A 20,671-nucleotide genomic window follows, 5' to 3' on the forward strand; every position below is an offset into this window, starting at 1 on the left:
GCACAGACTTTCCTCCGATAAAGTGATTCGATTTTCCAAACGGCGAAAAATTCTCAACATCGTTATGACCCTGTTCTCCACAGCGGATGTCAGTGCAGCGTAAAATTTTGAAATCACTCGGTTATACCAAAAAACCAACCTTAGACATCTTTAAGCTTGACACTTTCTTCCTGTTTTCCGTATACTTACGAACACTAAGTAAACGCTAATGTCATTCAGGCGAAAGCACTACAGTCATAGACGATGTTCGGTCCAAGGTTTTCTCGATAGTCCCTCCCTTCCTCTGCCATCAGACTTTTGAGAAAAGCGTTTTACCAACAAATCAACGGCAATGACAGACTTCTGCTCGGAAGACCAACCCCGTAAAAGCAACTGAGGGACTAATCGCTTTGATAAGAATTTTTACCAGCCTAATGCTCCTTGCCTTGCTATCAACCCCAGTGCTGTCAAGCATGGGCGACGATGCCATTGAGATCATATTTTCCCAGGAAATTGTCGCCATAGATTCTTCCGGGACTCCTTACGAACCGACAATCATCGATCCAGAATTAATACCGGGAATAAGCAGCTATGATTTCAACTTAGAAGATGGACGGAACTTTCGGATAGTGACCAACCTGCCAGACGCACAAAAAAATGAATTTCTGCAAATCGCCGAAACGGTCAAACGCAGCTACGATTTTGTCGAAAAAACAACGGGAGGGATTCTAAACAAGGGGGTCCTTCTCTATCTGTTCGAGTTTGACGTTCTGCCGATTGCTTACCGGTTCGAGGCAACTTACAGTGCCGATGCTCCATGGCAAGAAGTGAGAGTGGTCCTTCTCAACCGTGGCGAATCATTGCTGGGACCCACTGGCTCAACAGAACTCTCTGAGCTGCTCTACGATACCCTGCCGCATGAACTTGGCCATGATGTCTTGGCCGATATCTCACCACTGCTCCATGACATTGATGGCGCACCCTCCCACCACACCCGTTGGTTTATAGAGGGCGTCTGTGAATTTATTGCCAAAGAATTTGCCCAGCGGGAAGCCCCCGAAGCAGTTAACCGCTTTCTGGCAATGCGCAATGTCGACGCAGTTCTCAACGACGATTTAGTCCGCAACAGCTTGTTCAATTGGTCTCAGCAGAACAACAACGGCATGGCGCTGGAGTCGAACCTCTATGGAGCCTCCATGCTGCTGATGATGGCCTGGACCGAAACTATCGAGTTGAATAATCTGTTGGCAAGGCTCAATCAATGTTCTAGCCCACAATGCGGTCTCGACCTGGAACAACTGATGGAGGCCACCACCGGCCTGAGCCGTCTGGAGATCATAAATCGTGCTCACCGGATAGGTGAAATGTTCGCTCAACCAAGCTACCTGGCCAAACGGATTGCGGCGATTAAGCTAAAAGGCTAATAACTTAGCTTACCCATTGACAATTTATCCTTAAACAGAGCCCCGCAATTCACATTGATGGGGCTCTGACTGTTCAAAGCCAAAAAAAAGCCCCTGAAAAGGGGCTTAATTAGTTAACACACGAAAGTTTTGAGTCGCCGCTATCAGCGCGGGGTAACTCCAAGAGCCTTGATCGTAGCCACATTCAGATACTTATCGGTCGGCAGGTTATTCTTTTCCTGAAAACTATTCACCGCTGCCATGGTCCGCCAACCGACGACACCATCAATCGGCCCAGGGCTGAATCCTTTGTCCTGTAAGGCACTCTGAATATCGCTGATCCGGTCCTGGGTCATATTCGTCTGACAGAGAATTTCCCGCCACTCCATCTGCCCCTCAGACGTCCTGACCTGCTTGCTGACCGTCTGATAGGTAGCGGGAATCATAATCTTCTTTTCATGAGCCGGAGTCACCAGTTTGGTCACCGAGACGGTCTTGTATTTGGCAGGAATCGCAACGACCTTGGTGCTTGGCGCCTGCGTCATGACACGTTTTTGTACCGTTTTGTAGATAGCTGGCTCGCGCATGACCTTAGTTGATGCCGGTGCTTGCAGCACCATTTTTGACACCGTCCGGTATTCGGCGGGGATATCGACCAGGCACATAATCTCGCCAGTTGCTTCATCAACCCGCTGGATCGGTCCAATCCCCTTTTTCCACACTTGGTGGGCAGGTTTTACCAACACCTTTTCTGATGTTTTAGCGTAGCGAGCGGGTACATTGGTCAAACTGGAAGTAGCCGGCTTAACCAGTACCTTTTCATCAACCATAGCGTATTGCGCCGGGATGGTTTCCAACCGCTCTGAGGCTTCTTCGCTGATGATCCGTTGTGTCACCGTCTCGTACGTAGCCGGGATAATTTCGATCCGCTCACTGGCCTCATGCTTCAACATCTTCTGAGTGACAGTCTCGTAGGTCGGAGGCACAAAGACTCTGGCGAAACACTCACCTGGGCTCGCCTTTGGCGGCAGCAAGGATTGCTCCATCGGCGCAACCGCTGGCGCAGAGTAGGCTGCCCGAGCAGTGGCTTCCGCAGTTCTGGCCGTCTGCAAACGCTGATCGACCTGGTGTTGCTGCTGATCCAGTTGAGCTGCGCGACTGTCAAGCTGTGATGCTTGCATGGCAAGAGCGGCCTCACGCTCTTCAATTTGAGCGAGGCGACTATCAGGTTCCTCCATTTGAGCTGTCTGCATACTGGTCGGACTGCACGCAACAAGCGCCAAGGTAGCCAGAACAATAGCCAACCTAGAAAATTTTAAAATACATTTCATTTTTACCTCCTCTGCGTTTAGCGCCGTTAAAGTAGGGACTGTTTGATGCGCATCTAGCAATTTTGCAGGACTCTAAAGATCCCTTGGACCATAGAAGTTCCCTCTTCGCTATACCCATCATTAAAGCCCTTTCCGGCCGATTGTCAAGCGGCTACCAAGAAGTATTTCTGCTATATTTCAGGCACTTAAACAACACCGCCAGACATTGCAACAGGAACTGGAAGATCCTCATTAATTTAAACAACTTAGAAGTTAACACCAGATCGGGAAATAAATAATTCTCAGCGCAGAAATAATTCACCAGGACTAATCAGGCGTAAAAAAAGACCTCTTCTATCTCAGAAAGAGGTCTTTTAAAAGCTGATTTACGCAGTTGTTAAAATAGAAATGAACGAACTGAACTCAAAATAAACCGTTAAGGTCCGGAAACGTTAACGGTCACTATGGTGAGACAGTGGGATTTCCCTTGTCTATCCAACTGCGAATGCCGCTGGTCACATTATAGATCGTCCCATAACCAACCTGCTCGTCCATAAACTTACTGATGATCCCGGTACGACGACCGGTGCGACAAATAAGAATGACTGGGTCTTCTTTACCAGCAATCGGTGCCAGTTGCGCCAGCCAGGAGCGGGCATCGTAATTGCCCTGGGCATCAAAAAAGGTCAGCATATGACTCCCTTCGACAATCCCTGTTTCGGTCCATTCCGGAGCGGTCCGAATATCAATCAGAGGAACCTGCTTCGCCAGCAATTCTTGTAATTGCTTATTGTCGATGTTAACAATCTCGGCCTGAATGACCGCAGGAAAAAGAGCTACGAGCATAAACAACAAAAATCTGAATTTCATCTTTAGTCCTTTTGAAATAATTATTTATCTCTACACTACAGTACCTGGGAGCATTAATTCAAGATCGAACATATGGTTCGGATTCTATACTCAAAAAACCAAAAAGGGCCCCGCCATTGGCGGAGCCCTTTTTAATCGAACGATGTTACTGCTCAGTCTTAATCACGAACTTTCTGCAGAACCAAATCTTCTTCTTCCACGGTTGCAGTTTCTGGAACCTCGACAGCAACTTTTTTCGGACGCAGGGTCAGGGCCATCACTGCGCCGACCAGCAGCATCACGCCAGCGACGGTGAAGGAAGTACTCATACCACCAAACTTAGCGGTCAGGAAGGCGGAGAGCTTGACCAGAACGAAGGCGCCAACACCCCAAGCGGAGAACAGGATACCGTAGTTCATGCCGTAGTTCTTAGCACCCCAGTAGTCCTTGGCGAAGGATGGAAACAGGGCCAGATTGGTCCCGTAGTTGAAACCGATGAAGGAAGCGAGCAGGGTGACCAGGATGGCGTTAGAGTTACCACCAGTAACGACCGGGATAGCTGCGAACATCAGGCACGCTTGGAAGACCAGCATGATCGTCAGAGTCGCGGCACGACCGATTTTGTCAGAAAGGACACCAGCGACAACCCGACCAGCAGCGTTACCGACCGACATGACACAGACAGCGATGAAAGCCATCTCGCCCATGCTCTGCTTGGCGATACCAGCGATGCTACCAATAACCATCAGACCAGCACCGGCACCGATGAAGTAAGTCAACCAGCAAGTGTAGAAACGGCCATCCTTGAGCATTTGAGACGGAGTCTTGTCTTCAACAGCAACTTTCTTAGCGGCGGTAGCACCTTTGGCGGGAGCGGCTTCGGCCGGAACATAACCTTCAGGCGGATTGGTGACAAACATAGCCATACCGCAAACGACTACAACAAAAGCAAGACCGAGGAACATCATGGTTTGGTGTAGGCCGTAGGAAGCGAGCAGGCCTTTAGCGATCGGAGCCAGGTAAACCGGAGCGATACCGAAACCAGCGACAACGATACCAGCGATCAAGCCGGTTTTAGCCGACGAGAACCACTTGAGTGCAGGTGGGGTCGCGGCCGAATAACCGAAACCGAAGCCGGCACCAGCCAAGACACCGAAACCGAGGATCCAACCCCAGTAACTGGAGGTCTGGGAGCAAACAAGAAAACCAGCACCGACCAGCAGGCCACCAAGCATTGCGGTCAACCGCGGACCTACTTTATCTTGCATCTTGCCGCCGAGGATCATCGACAAGGCGAAAACGAGGCATGCAGTCGCATAGGGATCGCCAGCACCTTCAAACAATTGACCGATTTCACCTTTAAGCATACTGTAGGCATACAGAACACCTAGGGCCAGATTGATACCGGTACCAGCTATAACGACTTGCCAACCCCGATTTTTGATAGTTTTACTCATAACAACTTTCTCCTCTCTGTGCGGTTCGATTGAATGATTATTGGCACTTAAATAACGAAGACGATAAGGCAACGGCCATTTGTTACGAAAAGCGATGTGAACCTGGGCGGTTTTTCTCGGCCGTTCAATGGTGGTTGCGGTATTTCTTACGCGGGCGGCTACCGGTTTGCGCTGCAACCCTTCCGGGTAGCGTTCCACTAATTCTTGAAACTTGCTGCATTCACTGTAACGGCAGGAACAAAAATGAGAAATCGCTTCAACATCGTGCGGGGAGATATAATCCGCGCCGACATCACAGAATTCTTCACCTTGACCGAAATAGGGACAAACAGACATCATTGTCCTCCGCAGCGAAAATTGATCGACGACCCATTCGTCACTGATTCCTTAACGCAACCTGCATACCAAAATTAATAAAATAATTAACTCTATGCTTTCGGATACTTGTAGATATTTTCACAAATCTGCGAATCAGCTAAAAAGCGCCTTTTTTTGCACGACTGCAAAAGCATGAAGAGCTAAAAGCCAAATGGAAGATCAACCGGCATGGGAAACTGTTTCAGCAGTAAAAGCCCGTAAAGAGAGGGTTCAAAGCTCGAGATGAAAGCGAATTCGGTATACGCAAAACAGGGTTTTGCATTCGCGCGAAGGGGCAGTCGGCCCTTTTTGCAGTGATGCAAAAAATGAAGGCTTCGAGCCAGCCAACTGTTGTTTCATTCTTGGCAAAGCAGCCGCAGTTCCGTTAAGCTCAAATTTCTTGCATACATTTCAAAAGAGAAGGAGAGGCGGCCCATGCCAAAGCTTGACAAAATCATGACCCGCGGTGGCGACAGAGGAGAGACCAGCTTGGTTGACGGGAGTCGCGTGGCAAAATGCTCACAACGGGTGATAGCCTACGGGACAGTTGACGAGTTGAACTCGGTACTCGGGATGGTCCGTTGTGAAAAACTACCGGAGGGGCTGAACGAAAAGCTGTTGCAACTGCAGAATGAACTCTTTGACCTCGGTTGTGAGCTGGCCACCCCGGTCGACAGCGAACTGGCCGGGCAGATCCCTAACGTCCGACAGTTTCAGATCGACCTGTTGGAGAGCTGGCTAAACGAAACCAACCAGCAACTGGAACCGGCACAAAATTTCGTCTTGCCCGGCGGCAGTCGCGCTGCGGCCACGCTGCATTTGGCGCGCACCGTCACCCGCCGCTGCGAACGAGAGTTGGTGGCCTTGATCGAATCCGGCGCAACAATCAATCCCTGTTGCCTCAAATTTATCAATCGGCTCTCCGACCTCTGCTTTGTCTGGGCGCGACTCTGCAACGATTACGGCAAAGCCGATATCCGCTGGCAACCGGGACCACATCGCTAAACCGAAATACCGCAGAGAAAACGTTCTATTCATAACTGATCAGCGCAGCACTTCCGGTCGATAGCCTTCTTCTTCGAGAATCAGCAAAACTTCCTGAATATGCGCCGGGCCGCGAGTTTCCAGTTCGAGAATCACCTCCGCCTCACCAAGCGGCAAGGAGGAGTTACGCCGATCATGGCTGACCTGAAAAATATTGGCCCCGATCCGACTGAGCACCCCGGTTAACTGGGCCAGGGCACCCGGCATATCGATCATCTCCAAGCGCAGTTTAAGATAGCGACCTTCAGCAAGCATCCCCCGCTCAACCACCCGTGACATGGTCTGCACATCCAGATTTCCACCGGAGAGCAGACAAACCGTCGGTCCTTTATGGATCGACTTAAGCCCATAGAGCAGCGCCGCTAACCCGACAGCGCCGGCACCTTCAACCACCAGTTTGCCCCGCTCCATCAGGCTGACAATGGCCATCGCTATCGCCTCTTCCTCAACGGTCACAATCTCCTCGACGTAGCGTTCCATCACTGGAAAGGTCAACTCACCGACCTGCTTGACCGCAATCCCATCAGCCAGCGAGTGGCAACGGGTCACCACCTTTTCCGGCTGCCCCTTGCGCCGAGCCAACTGGGCACTGGCAACGCTGGCAGCCTCAACACCGATCACTCGAACATCCGGTTTTACTTCGCAAATCGCCGTCGCGATCCCGGCGATCAGCCCACCGCCGCCGATCGGAACAACCAAGGTTTCCAAGCCCGGCAGGTCTTGTAAAATTTCCAGACCGATCGTCCCCTGTCCAGCCATGATCAGCTCATGATCAAAAGCCGGGACGTATAACAGGTCCTGCTCTGCCGCCAGCACCCTGGCTCTACTCGCGGCATCATCAAAACTGCTGCCGTACAACTCAACTTCAGCCCCATATTCCAGCGTTGCCAGCTCTTTAGCCAAAGGGGTCCCTTCCGGCATCACCACCCGACAAGGACAATCGAGCAGTTGCGCCGCACAAGCCAATCCCTGCGCATGGTTACCGGCCGATGCGGTGATCACTCCAGCAGCCAGTTGTTGAGGCGATTGGTGCGAAAGAAAATGATAGGCCCCACGGATCTTAAAAGAACCGGTATGCTGCAGGTTTTCACACTTAAAATAAAGGGGGACGCCGATAATGCTGGAATAACAGGGGGAATGGATCAGTTCGGTGTGCCGGATCTGCCCTTTGAGATTCTCGGCCGCGGACTCAATCTGCTGACGTGTCAGCATATTTTCACCTCCAAGTGCCTGTTTATAGAAACTAATAGCTTAGCATAGGTTTTTTTTCCCGCTTGTTTAATCGCCCCGCAGAGCAAGACCGCCCCCTTGATGTCAGGCATTTCCATGATAAAGTCGTCGATAAGGGGCAGTGGCAAAAGAAGGGAGGGGTATTTATATGAAAGGCATTGTCTGGGGCTTAACATCGATTCTCTTACTAACACTAACCGCATGCGCCAAAAACCCGGCAAGCCTCGAGATGGAGGCGATCTACAACAAATATGAAACTCATTGCCGTGAGCATGCTCGTGACACGACTGGCGAAGTGGACCAACAAGGGCGCTACGAAGAATGCATGGCTTACTTTGTCAATACCGATCCAGATTGCCCGCTAGATGAAATCGACCCGCACCTGAGCAAAAGCAAGTAAATAAACGCAACACACAGCCCTTGCCCCTTTATACCGTTTTAAATAAATATCGAGCATATCAGCGACCACACCAAACAGTTCTATTTCCGCTCCTTCAGTGACCTCTTGTCAATCGGGAAAAACTTTACGATGCCTACCTGCACGAAATTTACTACCTACTGCAAACATTGCCTGACGCGCAAGTACGCTCTGAACCGTAACGGCCTCTGGGCGCTGCTGTTCGGCCTGATGGGGGCGACCATTTCGGCGCTCGTTCATCGGGTGCCACTTTGAGCGAGCCAGAGACACGTCGGAGCGACGTTTTATCATGCGGCAGGTTGCAGCCAACAAACAGCGAATAGGCCATAGCAGACCGCACCGGTAAAGGTTCCCGACAGACAACCACACCAGACTACGTTGTTTCGACAAGACCGTCCTCGTAACAGTTTCCGCTTCCGCTGCCGGAGCAAACTGGCTAGACTGCGCAGCATGAATTTGATCCTGCTGGAAAAATCTGATTTTTTCTCTGCTGACCGCGTCCGCCTGACGGGCAGACGGCTGCAACATATTCTCACAGTCCATCGGGCAGAAATCGGTGAGCAATTGCGGGTCGGACTGCTGGGTGGCAAAATGGGCAGCGGCCGGATTTGCCAGATCGATGCCGAGGCGGTGGAACTACAAGTGGAATTGTCGCAGCCACCACCTCCACCACTTCCGGTCACCCTGCTGCTGGCGCTGCCGCGACCGAAAATGCTAAAACGAGTTCTGCAAACGGTCAGCTCCCTCGGCGTCAAACAGATCTATCTGATCAACAGCTATCGGGTGGAGAAAAGTTTTTGGGGCAGCCCGCTGCTGGAAACTGAAAAGCTACGCGAACAGCTGCTGCTCGGACTGGAACAGGCACGGGATACGATCCTTCCTCAGATTCACCTGCGACAGCGGTTCAAACCGTTTGTCGAGGATGAACTGCCGGAACTGTGCCGGGGAACAACGGCATTGGTTGCCCATCCGGTCGCCGCGCAGAGTGACCCTTTTTTCCCCAACCAAGCAGTCACCTTGGCGATCGGCCCAGAGGGTGGTTTTATTCCGTATGAAATTGAAAAACTGGAAGAAGCCGGCTTTAGCGCATTCTCCCTTGGTGAAAGAATTTTACGGGTGGAAACCGCCGTGCCAGTGCTGCTCGCGCGGTTGATGCCCCGTTGAGAAGAGCATGACGACAGAGACAAAACGTTGGGCGTACCTGCTGCTGATTTTACCACCGCTGTTCTGGGCAGGAAATACGGTCCTGGCGCGCGGAGTGGCCGACCTGATCCCACCGGTCGCCATGTCATTCTACCGCTGGGCCATTGCCCTGACTATCCTGCTGCCCTTGACTTGGCGACAGATACGCAAAGACTGGTCAAACATCTGCCGTAGCTGGAAAATTATCCTGCTGATCAGCCTGCTCGGCATCTCCTCTTTCAATACCCTGCTCTACACCGCTGCCCATACCACAACGGCTCTCAATATCGCCCTGATGCAGTCCGTGATGCCGGCGGTAATCGTCCTGCTGAGCTTTGCCTTATTTGCTGAGCGGGTCAGTCGACTCCAGTTATTTGCCGTGCTGCTCTGTATGCTCGGGGCCGGCTTTATTGTTTTGCACGGCGACTGGCAACGTCTGCGAGAGCTCAGCTTTGTCAGCGGCGATTTAATCATGCTGCTGGCCATCTGTCTCTACGCACTCTATTCGGTGCTGTTGCGCAAACGGCCGGAAATTCACCCGTTAAGTTTTCTCACCGCCACCTTTGCCGTCGGTGCTATCTCTTTGTTACCGCTCTATTTCTGGGAAATTGCCCATAGCCCGCCACTGCAGTTAAGCCAAACGGTCATCCTCAGCCTGCTCTATGTCGGTATCTGTCCATCGATTTTTGCCTACCTCTGCTGGAACCGCGGCATCGAACAGATCGGTGCCAACCGGGCGGGGCTCTATATCAATCTGATTCCACTGTTCGCCTCGTTCATGGCCGTGCTGTTTCTCGACGAAACATTTCAGGACTACCATCTCCACGGCATGCTGTTTATCTTTGCCGGCCTGATTCTGTTCAACTGGCCGCGGCGCACAACTCCTGCAGCTTGACAAGCAGGCCGTAGCAAAGCAGGATATGCGATGTCAGATCAACAGTTCCCCTTAGCGGATTTACCGGATCATCATTCATGCGCCTGACCCTAAAAATTACCTTAGCCGTCCTGCTTGGGATGGCCTTGATCTTCTCGATCTACAGCTATTTTTCCATTCAACGCGAGCGGGAACAGCTGAAGAAAAGCCTCAGCCGGGAATCTCGTCACCTGGGCGAGAGCCTGCGGGTTATGGTCACCGAAATCTGGCAGCAGCGAGGAGAGCTCGAAGCGATTAGTTTTCTCACCCGGGCCAACGAAGTTCACAGTGAGGTTCTGGTCCGCTGGGTCTGGATTGAAAATGACGCGGCGGAAAAGCATCAACCACGGGTCCCGATCGATCAGCTTGATGAGCTGTTTGAAGAAGAGACGGTCGCGCTGCTGGCCGGATCTGAAGATGGTCACGATTTCCTCCTGACCTACCTGCCACTGCTCATCGACGGCGAACGGATTGGCGCCATCGAACTGAGTGAATCGATGAGCGAGATGCATGACTATGTTGAAGAGAGTCTGCGCCGCTCGGCGATTGTCGTTGGAACGATGATCATTTCCAGCCTGCTGTTCGTCGGCGTGCTCGGCAGCTTCTGGATCAACCAGCCGATGCGCCGCCTGCGCGCTCAAGCCGAACGGATCGGCACCGGCGATTTCAGCACCAGCCTCAACCTCTCCGGCAGTGATGAACTGGCCGATCTGGCCGGAACCATCGAACGGATGCGCGGCCAGTTAGCCGAAGCTCGCGAAGCGGAACAGGCCGCCAACCAGGAAAAGTTCGCGGCACTCGACAAGCTGCGCCACACCGAACGACTGGCCACCTTGGGTAAACTGTCAGCCGGAATGGCGCACGAACTTGGCACCCCCCTGAATGTCATCTCCGGGCGGGCAAAACTGATCTGCAGCGCCGATCTTTCCGCAGAAGACACCTCCCGCTCGGCGAAAATAATCGGTGAACAGGCCGAACGCATGACCGGCATCATGCGTCAATTACTCAGCTTTGCCCGGCGCGGCGAAGCACGCAAACAAGAGGTTGATTTGAACACAGTGCTGCAAAGCGTTTTACCGCTGCTCGAGCCGAGCGCCCGCGAGCAACAGATCAGCCTGCAGCCAAGCGAAGCACTGCAACCACTGCCGGTCAATGCCGACCCCGCCCAATTACAGCAGGTGCTGCTCAACCTCGCGCTTAATGGCATCCAGGCGATGGATCAAGGCGGCACCATCCAATTGAACTGTTTTGCTGCGAGCGGCGTCAAAGTCCCGGAAAATGTAACCAGCTCGGCCAACGGCTGGTGCTGCTTGCAAAGCTGCGATCAGGGCAGCGGCATTGAAGCGGAACACTTAAGCCACATCTTCGACCCCTTTTTCACCACCAAAGAGGTCGGCCAGGGAACCGGGCTCGGCCTGTCGATTGCTTACGGGATAATTGAGGAACATGGCGGCTGGATCGATGTTGACAGCACCCCCGGACAAGGGAGTTGTTTTAGTGTTTATCTGCCGCTTGACGGCACAGGAACAGCGACATGACCGAAACCAAACTACCGGGCCGGATTCTGATTATCGACGATGACCGCGCCCTCTGTGAATTACTGGAAGAAGATCTCACCCGCCGTGGCCACACCACCTGGAGTGCATTGCGGGTCGATCAGGCGCGTGAACTGCTGCATCAGCAAGAGATCGACGTGGTGCTCAGCGACCTGAACATGCCCGGCACCAGTGGCATCGACTTCTGTGCCGAGCTGCACGACAATCGCCCCGATCTGCCGGTGGTGATCATGACCGCCTTCGGCAGCCTGGAAACGGCGATCTCCGCATTACGCGCCGGGGCCTATGATTTTGTCACCAAACCGGTCGATCTCGATCTGCTCAGTATCACCCTGGGTCGTGCCTTGCAGCATCGGCATCTGCAGGAAAAAGTCCGCCTGCTCAAGGACCAGGTCCGTCGGCAACAACCGGACGATGAACTGCTTGGCGAAAGTGCCGGGCTGCTCAAAATCAAGCAGCAGATCAGCCGCATCGCCGATCTCGACAGTTCGGTGATGATCAGCGGCGAAAGCGGCACCGGCAAAGAGTTGGTCGCCCGCGCCCTGCACCGCCAGAGTAAACGAAGCGAAGGCCCTTTTGTCGCCATCAACTGCGCCGCGCTGCCAGAAAACCTACTGGAAAGTGAGCTGTTCGGTCACGTCCGTGGCGCCTTCACCGACGCCCGAGAAAATCGCAAAGGCCTGTTTCTCGAAGCCAGCGGCGGTACGCTATTCTTGGATGAAATCGCCGAGATGCCGCTCTCCCTGCAACCGAAACTGCTGCGGGTTCTGGAGGATCACAAGGTCCGTCCCTTGGGTGGCAGCCAGGAGATCGACTGTGATGTTCGTATTCTCGCCGCCAGCCATCGTGATCTGAACGAGGCCGTTAGTAACAAAACATTTCGTAGTGACCTGTTCTACCGCCTCAATGTCATTCAACTCGACTTGCCACCGCTGCGGGATCGGGGCAACGATATCCTGCTGCTGGCGCTGGAATTTACCCGCCAACTCAGTCAGCGCTTCGGCAAATCGGTTACCGGCCTGGCCCAACCCGCCGCAGCTTGCCTGCTGGCCTACCACTGGCCGGGCAACGTACGGGAACTGCACAACGTCATCGAACGCGCCCTGGCTCTGAGCTGTCATGATTTACTGACCGTGGAAGATTTCCCCGAGCAGGTCCGTCATCCTGCTGGCGAGGCGCCGCTACCGGCAAGTCTGGTCGATCCCGGCAGTATCCTGCCGTTAGAGGAAATGGAACGACGCTATATTCACCAAGCGCTCAAACAGCTCAATGGCAACCGCACTCTTGCTGCCAAGCTGCTCGGTGTCGACCGCAAGACTCTCTATCGCAAACTCAAAGAAGACTAAACGGGGCATTTTACCCCACAGGGGAACAATGCCCCGCCTTTCCAACCAACAAGCGCCCTGTTTATCGCACTTCAACCTTGGCATACAGCTTGCTAAATAAAAGGGAAAGCTCAATCTGCAGCAACCGTACTGCTCACGGTAATCGCAGATTCTATAGAGTGGGCGTTGCCTCCTACGTCCGAAACCGGGGAATCAGCAGGGTTCCCCGGTTTTTTTTTGCCCTCCATTCAACACCCGCATAAGCCCTAATAACCACGTTCCGCTGGGTGCCAGCAGGCTCTGCATCTCAAAAAACACCCACTTCCTTACTTACACCACAACGGAATACCAAACTCTCACTGCAGAGATACTCCCGGCCAACGTGCGGGGCATATTGCCCCGGCGGGGAACAATGCCCCGCAGAGAATTTGCCTAACATACCGTTTTCTCTACACCTTCGCTTGGCACACTGGTTGCGTTACAAGATTGTCTAAACCATTAATTTGTATGGAGGCGTTTATGCAAGCTGTCTGTCTTGACACTCATCCACATATTTTACTCGCAGAAGATGACAAAGACCTGCTTGAGTTATTAGACTTTGCGTTAACCCGCGCGGGATACTTGGTCAGTTGCTGCACAAACGGTCTCGATCTGCTGGAAAGACTGGACGAAGGCGATGCTTTTGATCTGATTATCAGCGATGTACGGATGCCAGCCTTAACCGGGCTGGAAGTCCTTGAAAGTCAGCTTGACAACCCGCAGCGCCCGCCTTTTATCTGCATGACGGCTTTTGGTGATCGGCAAACCCACGAGATTGCTCAGCGCTTCGGCGCCAGCGTCACCATCGACAAACCGTTTGACCTGGATGAGATGATCAAACTGGTCCATGCGACCAGCCTCCGCAATCCCATCAAAAACTGACCTCAAGGAGTCGATCCCATGGCAAAGCGTCTACTTTTAGTTGCTACATTATTGGTTGCCGGACTGGCAGCAATGGCCCAATTCAGTCCGGCCATGGCCCAGGATGCCGGACTGGAAAGTCTGCGCGAATCAGGCAAGGCCTTTCGCAGTGTCGCCAAGCAAGTTTCACCGGCAGTGGTCTTTATTCAGGTGGAAAAGGCCGTCGAACAGCCAAGCATGGGCAGCAACCCTTTCGGCGAACATCCGTTTAGTGACGAATTTTTCAAGCGCTTCTTCGGTCAACCGAATAGTAAACAAGCACCGCAGAGAAAGCAGAAACGCCAATCGATGGGCCAGGGTTCCGGCTTTATCATCTCGGCCGATGGCTACATTATGACCAATAATCATGTCGTCGGTGATGCCGACAAGGTGACCGTCCGGCTACTCGACGGCCGCGAATTTGTCGCCACGACCATCGGCACCGATCCACCGACCGATGTCGCGCTGATCAAGATTGATGCCGATGGGCAACTGCCGTTTCTCAAGCTGGGCAACTCGGACAAGATGGAAGTCGGCGATTGGGTGCTGGCCTTCGGTAACCCCTTCGGTCTTTCCCATAGCCTGACCGCTGGCATCGTCAGCGCCAAAGGACGTAGCGGCATCGGCCTGACCGACTATGAAAATTTCATTCAGACCGACGCGGCGATCAACCCGGGCAACTCCGGCGGTCCGCTGGTGAATCTGGATAGCGAAGTGATCGGCATGAACACTGCCATCTTCAGCCGCAGCGGCGGCTACATGGGAATCGGCTTCGCCATTCCGATCAATATGGTAAAAAACATCCGTGAGCAGTTGGTCGAACATGGCCGTGTGACCCGCGGCCGGCTCGGTGTCTACATTCAGGAGTTGACGCAAGACCTAGCGGAATCCTTCGACATCAAACAGACCAAGGGAATTCTCGTCGCCCAGGTGATCGAAGATTCTCCTGCGGAAAAAGCCGGTCTCAAGCAGGGTGATGTCATTCTCAAGCTCAATGGCAAAAGGGTCGACAAGGTCGCAAAATTCCGCAATACCGTTGCCTTGACCCGCCCCGGCAGTGAAATTGAACTGACGGTGCTCCGCAACGGCAAGAAAAAAGAAGTTAAAGCAACCATCGGCTCTCTGGAAACTGACGACCAAGGCAAACCGATCAGCGTTGACAAACTGCCGAAACTCGGCATGAGCCTGCAGAAGCTGAGCGAGGAACTCGCCGAGCAGTTCGGCTACCAAGAGGCCAAAGGGGTTCTGGTCACCGGCGTTGAGGCCGATTCTATCGCTGAGCGAGCCGGAATCAAACGCGGCGACCTGATCGAAGAAGTCAACCGCACCGAGGTCAGCGAACCGACTCAGGTGAAAAAACTGATCAAAGAAAGTGACAAAAAAAGAATCCTGTTGCTGGTGCGACAGGGGGACGCGAGTCGCTACCTGTCACTGAAGCTAGATGATTGATCCACTCGACCGGTCGCTGCGCTGCTCAACAGCGGCCGGTCGTTACCGCATATTATGAACGTAGCCTCCTTACGTTCACTCTTGGGGAATCAGCAGGGTTCCCCATTTTTTTATCTTTTTTCTGCCCGACAGTAGATTCTCTCACAAAACAGTTCAGAAAAACCTGATTCTATTCCCAGATCAACCAAGCCAATCAGTACTTGCCTCCGACCAACCTAAAGCGAGCTGACAGGCGCCATATTTGACAGCAACCGCCGTTCTGACGTATACAATCCGTTCGCTGAAACGAGCATGACAGTTCAAGGCAAGTCCCGCCAGTTTGCGTAGAGACTCCCTTTTGCAGAATTTGTCCAAATCAGCTTCCCGGCTTTTCGCCGGTTGCCATATTTAATTGTTACGAAAGAGAGAACCAGAAAATGATGAACCTTAAACCTGAAGTTGTCGCCCAGTTAGAACGGGTCCTCGGCTCGGTCGAAATGCTGCTGCCGAAAGCGACCAACCCGGTCGACTGGAGCACCTGTCACGCCGCCAACTGGCGGCGACACTCTTTTTCCGGCTGCCTCGAGCCGGTCAAGGTGACCGATACCACCCGTCTTGACGAACTGCTCGGCGTCGACGAACAGAAAACCACCATGATTAACAATACCCGCCAGTTCTTACAGGGGTTACCGGCCAACAATGCTCTGCTGTGGGGCTCGCGCGGCACCGGTAAATCGTCGATCGTCAAGGCCTTGCTCAACGAGTACGGCGAGCAGGGGCTGCGCGTCATCCAGGTGGAAAAGGAAGACCTTATTTATCTGTCGGAAATATTCTCTGCCGTCGAAGATCAGCCCTACCGCTTTATCATGCTCTGCGACGATCTGACCTTTGAAACCGGCGAACTGGCCTACAAGATGCTCAAGAGCGCCCTCGACGGCTCGGTCTATTCGGCACCGGAAAATGTGCTGATCTACGTCACCTCTAACCGCCGCTACCTGCTGCCCGAATACGATGGCGATCACCTCGGCGGTAAATACGTCAAAGGCGAATTACAGCAGAGCGAAATCCAGGAGGAAAAAAGCTCCCTTTCCGACCGCTTCGGTCTCTGGGTCCCATTCCACGTTTTCTCTCAAGACCGCTTTCTTGAAGCGGTCAAGCTCTGCATGGACCGCTGGAGCAAGCAGTTTGGCCAGGATATCCCATGGACCAAGGAGCTGGAGCAGGCAGCGATCAAGTGGACCCACGACAAAACCAAGCGCTGCGGCCGTACCGCTTATCAGTTTTCTAAAAACTGGGTCGGTAAATATCTGCTGAAATAGTCGCCAACATAACGCGAAGCACAAGAGGGCGGGGAGAAATCCCTGCCCTCTTGTGCGTTGAACGGTAAATTGATCAATTTGAGCGAACAAAAGATTCTTGTGCTAAAAATAGAGAAGAGACAATCAACCGACATCACCACGTTCATACTCCAGTGTCGTGAGGGAGAACTCAGATGCTCGAATCCTTTTTACAGCTCAACCCTGTCGTTCAGGCACTAATCGCAACGCTTTTCACATGGGCCCTTACCGCGGTGGGAGCGGCGGCGGTTTTCGTAAAGAATGAGATCAACCCCAAACATCTCGATGCCACCCTCGGCTTTGCTGCCGGCGTAATGATCGCCGCTAGTTTCTGGTCATTACTCAATCCCGGCATCGAAATGGCCGAACAGATGGGCCAGACTCCTTGGCTAACAGCAGTGATCGGTTTTATGGGCGGCGGTATCTTTATGCGCCTGACCGATAAGATCATGCCTCACCTCCATCCCGGCCTGAAAATGGACCAGAGAGAGGGAATCAAAACCTCCTGGCAACGTAGCACCCTGTTGGTACTGGCCATCACCCTGCACAATATCCCCGAGGGTCTGGCGGTCGGCGTTGCCTTCGGAGCCGTTGCTGCGGGCCTGCCTTCGGCCACCATCGGTGGCGCCATCGCCTTGGCGATCGGCATCGGTATTCAAAACTTTCCCGAAGGCACAGCCGTGTCAATGCCACTGAGAAGGGAAGGGATGAGCCGCGGGAAAAGTTTTATGATGGGACAAGCATCGGGAATGGTCGAACCGGTGGCCGGGGTTATAGGGGCGTTTTTCGTTCTGATGATGCAACCGATTCTGCCTTACGCGCTCTGCTTCGCTGCCGGAGCAATGATTTTCGTCGTCGTCGAAGAACTGATCCCGGAATCGCAACGGGTGACAGCGAATATCGACCTAGTCACCATGTCCACCATGGCTGGCTTTTCGGTGATGATGATTCTCGATGTTGCTTTGGGGTAATGGCTATCTCAAAAACGTCCGGCGCCGACCAGATGTTTGCGCCAGTAAGGATTGTCCAGCGAGGCATAGCGGACCTGCTTGCCTGACGAAGGGGCATGGATAAAACGGCCGGAACGGTCATAAATCGCCACGTGGGAAACCTTGGGCGGACTGAGGCGGAAAAACAGCAGGTCGCCGGCTTGCAGGTTTTGCAGCGAGACCGTTCGCGCTTGACGGAACTGCTCGCCAGAGGTGCGCGGTACCCTGATCCCAACGCTGCGATAGGCATAGCTGACCAAACCGCTGCAATCAAAACCAGTGGGACTGGCACCGCCATAGCGATAAGGAACGCCCAACATCTCTCTGGCAGTCGTCAGCACCGAAACCGGAAGTAGTTCGCCAGGTTTTTTTGCTGACAGAGATGCCGGTGAGACAGACGTCATCGGCGGTTCACTTGCCAGCCGTTGTCCGGCGCAAGCCGTCAGCAAAAAAACAACGGAAAATATGAGCAAGCATCTAACAGATGGCATAATGTCACCTCCAGTCGAACTAGCCCCCCCTTTGTTAGTAAAAGCAAATTCCATTCCGAAACGTAAAAAACGACAGCAGACAAAATGATTTCAACCCCTTACCGAAGCACAACAAATCCGCTAGGATAATTTAAAGCGGTAACGTGCCGCATAACGACGGCAAATTGACAAAAATCGGCAGTGGGGTAACATGCGCATCGGTATCGATCTGGGTGGAACGAAAACGGAAATCATTGTTCTGGACCAACAGGGCGAGCAACGCTTACGACGACGAGTGCCGACAGTTCGTAACGATTATGCTGCAACCCTGCGCAACCTGCATGAGCTGATCAGCAGCGCCGAAAACGAAGTCGCTTGCAAGTGCAGCGTCGGAGTCGGCATCCCGGGTACGACATCTCCCGCGACCGGACTGATCAAAAACGCCAACTCCACCTGGCTGATCGGTCGGCCGCTGGAAACCGACCTACAAAAGCTGTTGCAGCGACCGATTCGGCTGGCCAATGATGCCAACTGCTTCGCCCTCTCCGAAGCGACTGATGGCGCGGCCGCCGGAGCAACTGTCGTCTTCGGCGTCATCCTCGGTACCGGTGTCGGCGGCGGGATCGTCATCAACGGCCAGGTTCTCAGTGGGGCCAACGCTATCGCCGGTGAATGGGGACATAACCCTTTACCCTGGCCGCAAACCGATGAAATGCCAGGGCCGCGCTGTTACTGCGGCCGACAGGGTTGTATCGAAACCTTCCTGTCCGGCCCTGGGCTGTCGGCCGACCACCACCGGCTCACCGGTCAACGGTTGAGCGGCGAAAAGATTGTTTTCTGCGGCGCCGGAATTCACACCCTGCAACGCCATGCAGATCGTCTGGCCAGAGCGCTGGCCGGCGTTATCAATCTCCTCGACCCCGAGTTCATCGTCCTAGGTGGTGGACTGTCGAACATCGCGTCACTCTATACAGAGGTACCTAAGCTCTGGCTGCCGTACGTCTTTTCCGATCAGTTATCCACCCGGCTGGTGCCAAACCGACATGGAGATTCGAGTGGGGTCCGCGGCGCGGCCTGGCTCTGGCCGACAAATCAACAATTGTCCTGATGACTGTTATTCTTACTGCTGATTGTTTTCGCAGTTAAAAAAGGAGTGCCCAAATGAGCAAAACAATTCTGATCACCGGGGCAACCTCCGGCTTTGGTGCTGCCAGCGCACGACGTTTTGCCGCCGAAGGTTGGCGGGTCATTCTTACCGGTCGCCGCGTCAACCGACTGGAACAGATGCAGGCAGAGCTGGGCACTGCAGTTCGACAAATTATCCCCCTCGATATCCGTGATAGGGAACAGGTTTTCTCCAAGCTGTCACCACTGGATAATATCGATCTACTGTTCAACAATGCCGGCCTGGCCCTGGGACTGGAACCAGCCTGGGAAGTCAATATCGATGACTGGGAAACCATGGTCGACACCAACATCAAGGGACTGATGTACTGCACACGCGCGTTGCTGCCAAAAATGGTCGCGCGCAACAGTGGCCAAATTATCAATATCGGCTCCACAGCCGGCAGTTGGCCCTATCCCGGCGGGAACGTCTACGGCGGCACCAAGGCCTTTGTTGAACAATTTTCCCGTAACCTCCGCGCCGATCTGCTAGGGAAAAAAATTCGCATCACCAACATTGCCCCGGGGATGGCCGAAAGCGAGTTTTCCAATGTCCGCTTCAAGGGAGATGACGTGTCGGCAGCCAAGGTTTATCGTGGCACCGAGCCGTTGCGGCCGGAGGATATTGCGGAAATGGTCTGGTGGGTCGCGAATCTGCCAGCGCATGTCAATATCAACAGCATGGAAGCGATGTGCATTGATCAGTCGTGGGGCCCCTTGGCGGTGCAGCGGGACAACTGAGTTCTTGGATAAATTTCGCTGGCAGTGTAAATTCAGCCTGATCTAATTATTCGGTCACCAGATTTTTAACTAAAGGACCTGTTATGAATATTGTCGATTTCTGCTCTGAGCTCGATCTGCAACTCGGGCTTAGCTCCCCGGCCGAACGACTGTCATTGGCCAGCAAAATGCTCTGTAAGGCTTACAAGGTTACGCCCGACGATATCGCCATCTTCAGCTTTGATGCAGAACGTGAGGAACTGAAGTTCAGTTGGCCGGAAAAACTGAAAACCTCCGGATCAATTCCGCTCAACGCAAATAATTCGCTGGTGGCAAAAACCCTGCGCGAAAAGAAAGGTTACTTGGATAATCATTTTTCCAAGTCTGCTCACGGGGTCATTTTCGAGGCCTTTTCTGGTGGCAAACCGATTCAGAAAATTATCAGCGTACCCCTGCTGGACAAGGGGGCAGAAAAGGGTGTTATCCAAATTTCGCGCAAAGGGACAGAAGCCAAAGATTCCGGAGCGAATTTTAACCAGGGAGAGCTGAACGCGCTGCAAAAGATGGCCGAGGTGATTGCCCGACACATTTGAGTCGCGGC

20 protein-coding genes are annotated in these 20,671 nt (G+C 53.2%); 15 read left to right on the top strand and 5 right to left on the bottom strand.

The genetic code is table 11. From position 1 onward, the window contains the following. Positions 1 to 389: 389 nt before the first annotated feature. Positions 390 to 1,403 (top strand): hypothetical protein, encoded by a 1,014-nt coding sequence (locus tag ACZ5PT_RS04240; RefSeq protein ID WP_464265561.1) that lies wholly within the window; start codon positions 390 to 392, stop codon positions 1,401 to 1,403. A 143-nt stretch (positions 1,404 to 1,546) separates the two neighbouring features. On the opposite strand, the gene ACZ5PT_RS04245 is transcribed toward ACZ5PT_RS04240, so the two are convergent. The 3 genes from ACZ5PT_RS04245 to ACZ5PT_RS04255 form a co-directional block, all read right to left on the bottom strand. Beyond that, positions 1,547 to 2,713 (bottom strand): peptidoglycan-binding domain-containing protein, encoded by a 1,167-nt coding sequence (locus tag ACZ5PT_RS04245; RefSeq protein ID WP_464265562.1) that lies wholly within the window; start codon positions 2,711 to 2,713, stop codon positions 1,547 to 1,549. Between the two features lie 441 nt (positions 2,714 to 3,154). Then, complete coding sequence (locus ACZ5PT_RS04250) at positions 3,155 to 3,562, bottom strand: rhodanese-like domain-containing protein (RefSeq protein WP_464265563.1); 408 nt, start codon at positions 3,560 to 3,562, stop codon at positions 3,155 to 3,157. A gap of 158 nt (positions 3,563 to 3,720) precedes the next feature. Next, the gene (locus ACZ5PT_RS04255) at positions 3,721 to 5,337 is read right to left on the bottom strand and encodes an L-lactate MFS transporter (protein WP_464265564.1); all 1,617 of its coding nucleotides are present in this window, start codon (positions 5,335 to 5,337) and stop codon (positions 3,721 to 3,723) included. 453 nt (positions 5,338 to 5,790) lie between these two features. On the opposite strand from ACZ5PT_RS04255, the gene ACZ5PT_RS04260 reads away from it, so the two are divergent. Further along, positions 5,791 to 6,360: a cob(I)yrinic acid a,c-diamide adenosyltransferase gene (locus tag ACZ5PT_RS04260; protein ID WP_464265565.1), complete on the top strand. Its 570-nt coding sequence runs from the start codon at positions 5,791 to 5,793 to the stop codon at positions 6,358 to 6,360. 39 nt (positions 6,361 to 6,399) lie between these two features. Here the strand turns inward: ACZ5PT_RS04260 and ilvA are convergent, their stop codons facing one another. After that, a complete protein-coding gene (ilvA, locus tag ACZ5PT_RS04265; RefSeq protein ID WP_464265566.1) occupies positions 6,400 to 7,611 on the bottom strand; it encodes a threonine ammonia-lyase in 1,212 nt (403 codons plus the stop codon). 166 nt (positions 7,612 to 7,777) lie between these two features. On the opposite strand from ilvA, the gene ACZ5PT_RS04270 reads away from it, so the two are divergent. The 10 genes from ACZ5PT_RS04270 to ACZ5PT_RS04315 all read left to right on the top strand — a co-directional run bounded on the left by ACZ5PT_RS04270 (position 7,778) and on the right by ACZ5PT_RS04315 (position 17,698). Further along, entirely contained in the window at positions 7,778 to 8,029 is a 252-nt protein-coding gene (locus tag ACZ5PT_RS04270; RefSeq protein ID WP_464265567.1) for a hypothetical protein, read from the top strand. Between the two features lie 129 nt (positions 8,030 to 8,158). Then, the gene (locus ACZ5PT_RS04275; protein ID WP_464265568.1) at positions 8,159 to 8,302 is read left to right on the top strand and encodes a hypothetical protein; all 144 of its coding nucleotides are present in this window, start codon (positions 8,159 to 8,161) and stop codon (positions 8,300 to 8,302) included. Between the two features lie 195 nt (positions 8,303 to 8,497). After that, positions 8,498 to 9,211: a 16S rRNA (uracil(1498)-N(3))-methyltransferase gene (locus ACZ5PT_RS04280; protein ID WP_464265569.1), complete on the top strand. Its 714-nt coding sequence runs from the start codon at positions 8,498 to 8,500 to the stop codon at positions 9,209 to 9,211. Positions 9,212 to 9,218: 7 nt separating this feature from the next. Beyond that, on the top strand, positions 9,219 to 10,124 hold the full coding sequence (locus tag ACZ5PT_RS04285; protein WP_464265570.1) for a DMT family transporter: 906 nt from the start codon (positions 9,219 to 9,221) through the stop codon (positions 10,122 to 10,124). A 77-nt stretch (positions 10,125 to 10,201) separates the two neighbouring features. Next, complete coding sequence (locus ACZ5PT_RS04290; RefSeq protein ID WP_464265571.1) at positions 10,202 to 11,680, top strand: sensor histidine kinase; 1,479 nt, start codon at positions 10,202 to 10,204, stop codon at positions 11,678 to 11,680. Continuing rightward, complete coding sequence (locus ACZ5PT_RS04295) at positions 11,677 to 13,044, top strand: sigma-54-dependent transcriptional regulator (RefSeq protein ID WP_464265572.1); 1,368 nt, start codon at positions 11,677 to 11,679, stop codon at positions 13,042 to 13,044. The genes ACZ5PT_RS04290 and ACZ5PT_RS04295 overlap by 4 nt, the downstream gene beginning before the upstream one ends. Positions 13,045 to 13,542: 498 nt before the next feature. Next, the gene (locus tag ACZ5PT_RS04300) at positions 13,543 to 13,944 is read left to right on the top strand and encodes a response regulator (protein ID WP_464265573.1); all 402 of its coding nucleotides are present in this window, start codon (positions 13,543 to 13,545) and stop codon (positions 13,942 to 13,944) included. 18 nt (positions 13,945 to 13,962) lie between these two features. Next, positions 13,963 to 15,411: a DegQ family serine endoprotease gene (locus tag ACZ5PT_RS04305; protein ID WP_464265574.1), complete on the top strand. Its 1,449-nt coding sequence runs from the start codon at positions 13,963 to 13,965 to the stop codon at positions 15,409 to 15,411. A 416-nt stretch (positions 15,412 to 15,827) separates the two neighbouring features. Next, positions 15,828 to 16,709: an ATP-binding protein gene (locus ACZ5PT_RS04310; RefSeq protein ID WP_464265575.1), complete on the top strand. Its 882-nt coding sequence runs from the start codon at positions 15,828 to 15,830 to the stop codon at positions 16,707 to 16,709. 173 nt (positions 16,710 to 16,882) lie between these two features. Then, a complete protein-coding gene (locus ACZ5PT_RS04315) occupies positions 16,883 to 17,698 on the top strand; it encodes a ZIP family metal transporter (protein ID WP_464265576.1) in 816 nt (271 codons plus the stop codon). Positions 17,699 to 17,706: 8 nt separating this feature from the next. Here the strand turns inward: ACZ5PT_RS04315 and ACZ5PT_RS04320 are convergent, their stop codons facing one another. After that, positions 17,707 to 18,207, bottom strand: a complete 501-nt coding sequence (locus ACZ5PT_RS04320) for a C40 family peptidase (RefSeq protein WP_464265577.1) — start codon at positions 18,205 to 18,207, stop codon at positions 17,707 to 17,709. A gap of 190 nt (positions 18,208 to 18,397) precedes the next feature. Here ACZ5PT_RS04320 and ACZ5PT_RS04325 point away from each other — a divergent pair, with 190 nt between their 5' ends. The 3 genes from ACZ5PT_RS04325 (at position 18,398) to ACZ5PT_RS04335 (ending at position 20,663) form a co-directional block, all read left to right on the top strand. After that, positions 18,398 to 19,294 carry an ROK family protein gene (locus ACZ5PT_RS04325; RefSeq protein ID WP_464265578.1) on the top strand — a complete coding sequence of 299 codons (897 nt, stop codon included), beginning with the start codon at positions 18,398 to 18,400 and terminating at the stop codon, positions 19,292 to 19,294. A 53-nt stretch (positions 19,295 to 19,347) separates the two neighbouring features. Next, positions 19,348 to 20,091, top strand: coding sequence for an SDR family oxidoreductase (locus ACZ5PT_RS04330; protein ID WP_464265579.1), 744 nt, complete (start codon positions 19,348 to 19,350; stop codon positions 20,089 to 20,091). Between the two features lie 83 nt (positions 20,092 to 20,174). After that, the gene (locus ACZ5PT_RS04335) at positions 20,175 to 20,663 is read left to right on the top strand and encodes a GAF domain-containing protein (RefSeq protein WP_464265580.1); all 489 of its coding nucleotides are present in this window, start codon (positions 20,175 to 20,177) and stop codon (positions 20,661 to 20,663) included. Positions 20,664 to 20,671: the final 8 nt, after the last annotated feature.

This window comes from Desulfuromusa ferrireducens, assembly GCF_055389805.1.

Excerpts from the sequence above, each read along its gene's own strand:
- ACZ5PT_RS04305 (WP_464265574.1), top strand. The coding sequence starts at position 13,963 with ATGGCAAAGCGTCTACTTTTAGTTGCTACATTATTGGTTGCCGGACTG.
- ACZ5PT_RS04330 (WP_464265579.1), top strand. The coding sequence starts at position 19,348 with ATGAGCAAAACAATTCTGATCACCGGGGCAACCTCCGGCTTTGGTGCT.
- ACZ5PT_RS04245 (WP_464265562.1), bottom strand. The coding sequence starts at position 2,713 with ATGAAATGTATTTTAAAATTTTCTAGGTTGGCTATTGTTCTGGCTACC.
- ACZ5PT_RS04270 (WP_464265567.1), top strand. The coding sequence starts at position 7,778 with ATGAAAGGCATTGTCTGGGGCTTAACATCGATTCTCTTACTAACACTA.
- ACZ5PT_RS04320 (WP_464265577.1), bottom strand. The coding sequence starts at position 18,207 with ATGCCATCTGTTAGATGCTTGCTCATATTTTCCGTTGTTTTTTTGCTG.
- ACZ5PT_RS04310 (WP_464265575.1), top strand. The coding sequence starts at position 15,828 with ATGATGAACCTTAAACCTGAAGTTGTCGCCCAGTTAGAACGGGTCCTC.
- ACZ5PT_RS04280 (WP_464265569.1), top strand. The coding sequence starts at position 8,498 with ATGAATTTGATCCTGCTGGAAAAATCTGATTTTTTCTCTGCTGACCGC.
- ACZ5PT_RS04295 (WP_464265572.1), top strand. The coding sequence starts at position 11,677 with ATGACCGAAACCAAACTACCGGGCCGGATTCTGATTATCGACGATGAC.
- ACZ5PT_RS04260 (WP_464265565.1), top strand. The coding sequence starts at position 5,791 with ATGCCAAAGCTTGACAAAATCATGACCCGCGGTGGCGACAGAGGAGAG.
- ACZ5PT_RS04325 (WP_464265578.1), top strand. The coding sequence starts at position 18,398 with ATGCGCATCGGTATCGATCTGGGTGGAACGAAAACGGAAATCATTGTT.
- ACZ5PT_RS04250 (WP_464265563.1), bottom strand. The coding sequence starts at position 3,562 with ATGAAATTCAGATTTTTGTTGTTTATGCTCGTAGCTCTTTTTCCTGCG.
- ACZ5PT_RS04315 (WP_464265576.1), top strand. The coding sequence starts at position 16,883 with ATGCTCGAATCCTTTTTACAGCTCAACCCTGTCGTTCAGGCACTAATC.
- ACZ5PT_RS04290 (WP_464265571.1), top strand. The coding sequence starts at position 10,202 with ATGCGCCTGACCCTAAAAATTACCTTAGCCGTCCTGCTTGGGATGGCC.
- ACZ5PT_RS04300 (WP_464265573.1), top strand. The coding sequence starts at position 13,543 with ATGCAAGCTGTCTGTCTTGACACTCATCCACATATTTTACTCGCAGAA.
- ACZ5PT_RS04285 (WP_464265570.1), top strand. The coding sequence starts at position 9,219 with ATGACGACAGAGACAAAACGTTGGGCGTACCTGCTGCTGATTTTACCA.
- ilvA (WP_464265566.1), bottom strand. The coding sequence starts at position 7,611 with ATGCTGACACGTCAGCAGATTGAGTCCGCGGCCGAGAATCTCAAAGGG.
- ACZ5PT_RS04335 (WP_464265580.1), top strand. The coding sequence starts at position 20,175 with ATGAATATTGTCGATTTCTGCTCTGAGCTCGATCTGCAACTCGGGCTT.
- ACZ5PT_RS04275 (WP_464265568.1), top strand. The coding sequence starts at position 8,159 with ATGCCTACCTGCACGAAATTTACTACCTACTGCAAACATTGCCTGACG.
- ACZ5PT_RS04255 (WP_464265564.1), bottom strand. The coding sequence starts at position 5,337 with ATGATGTCTGTTTGTCCCTATTTCGGTCAAGGTGAAGAATTCTGTGAT.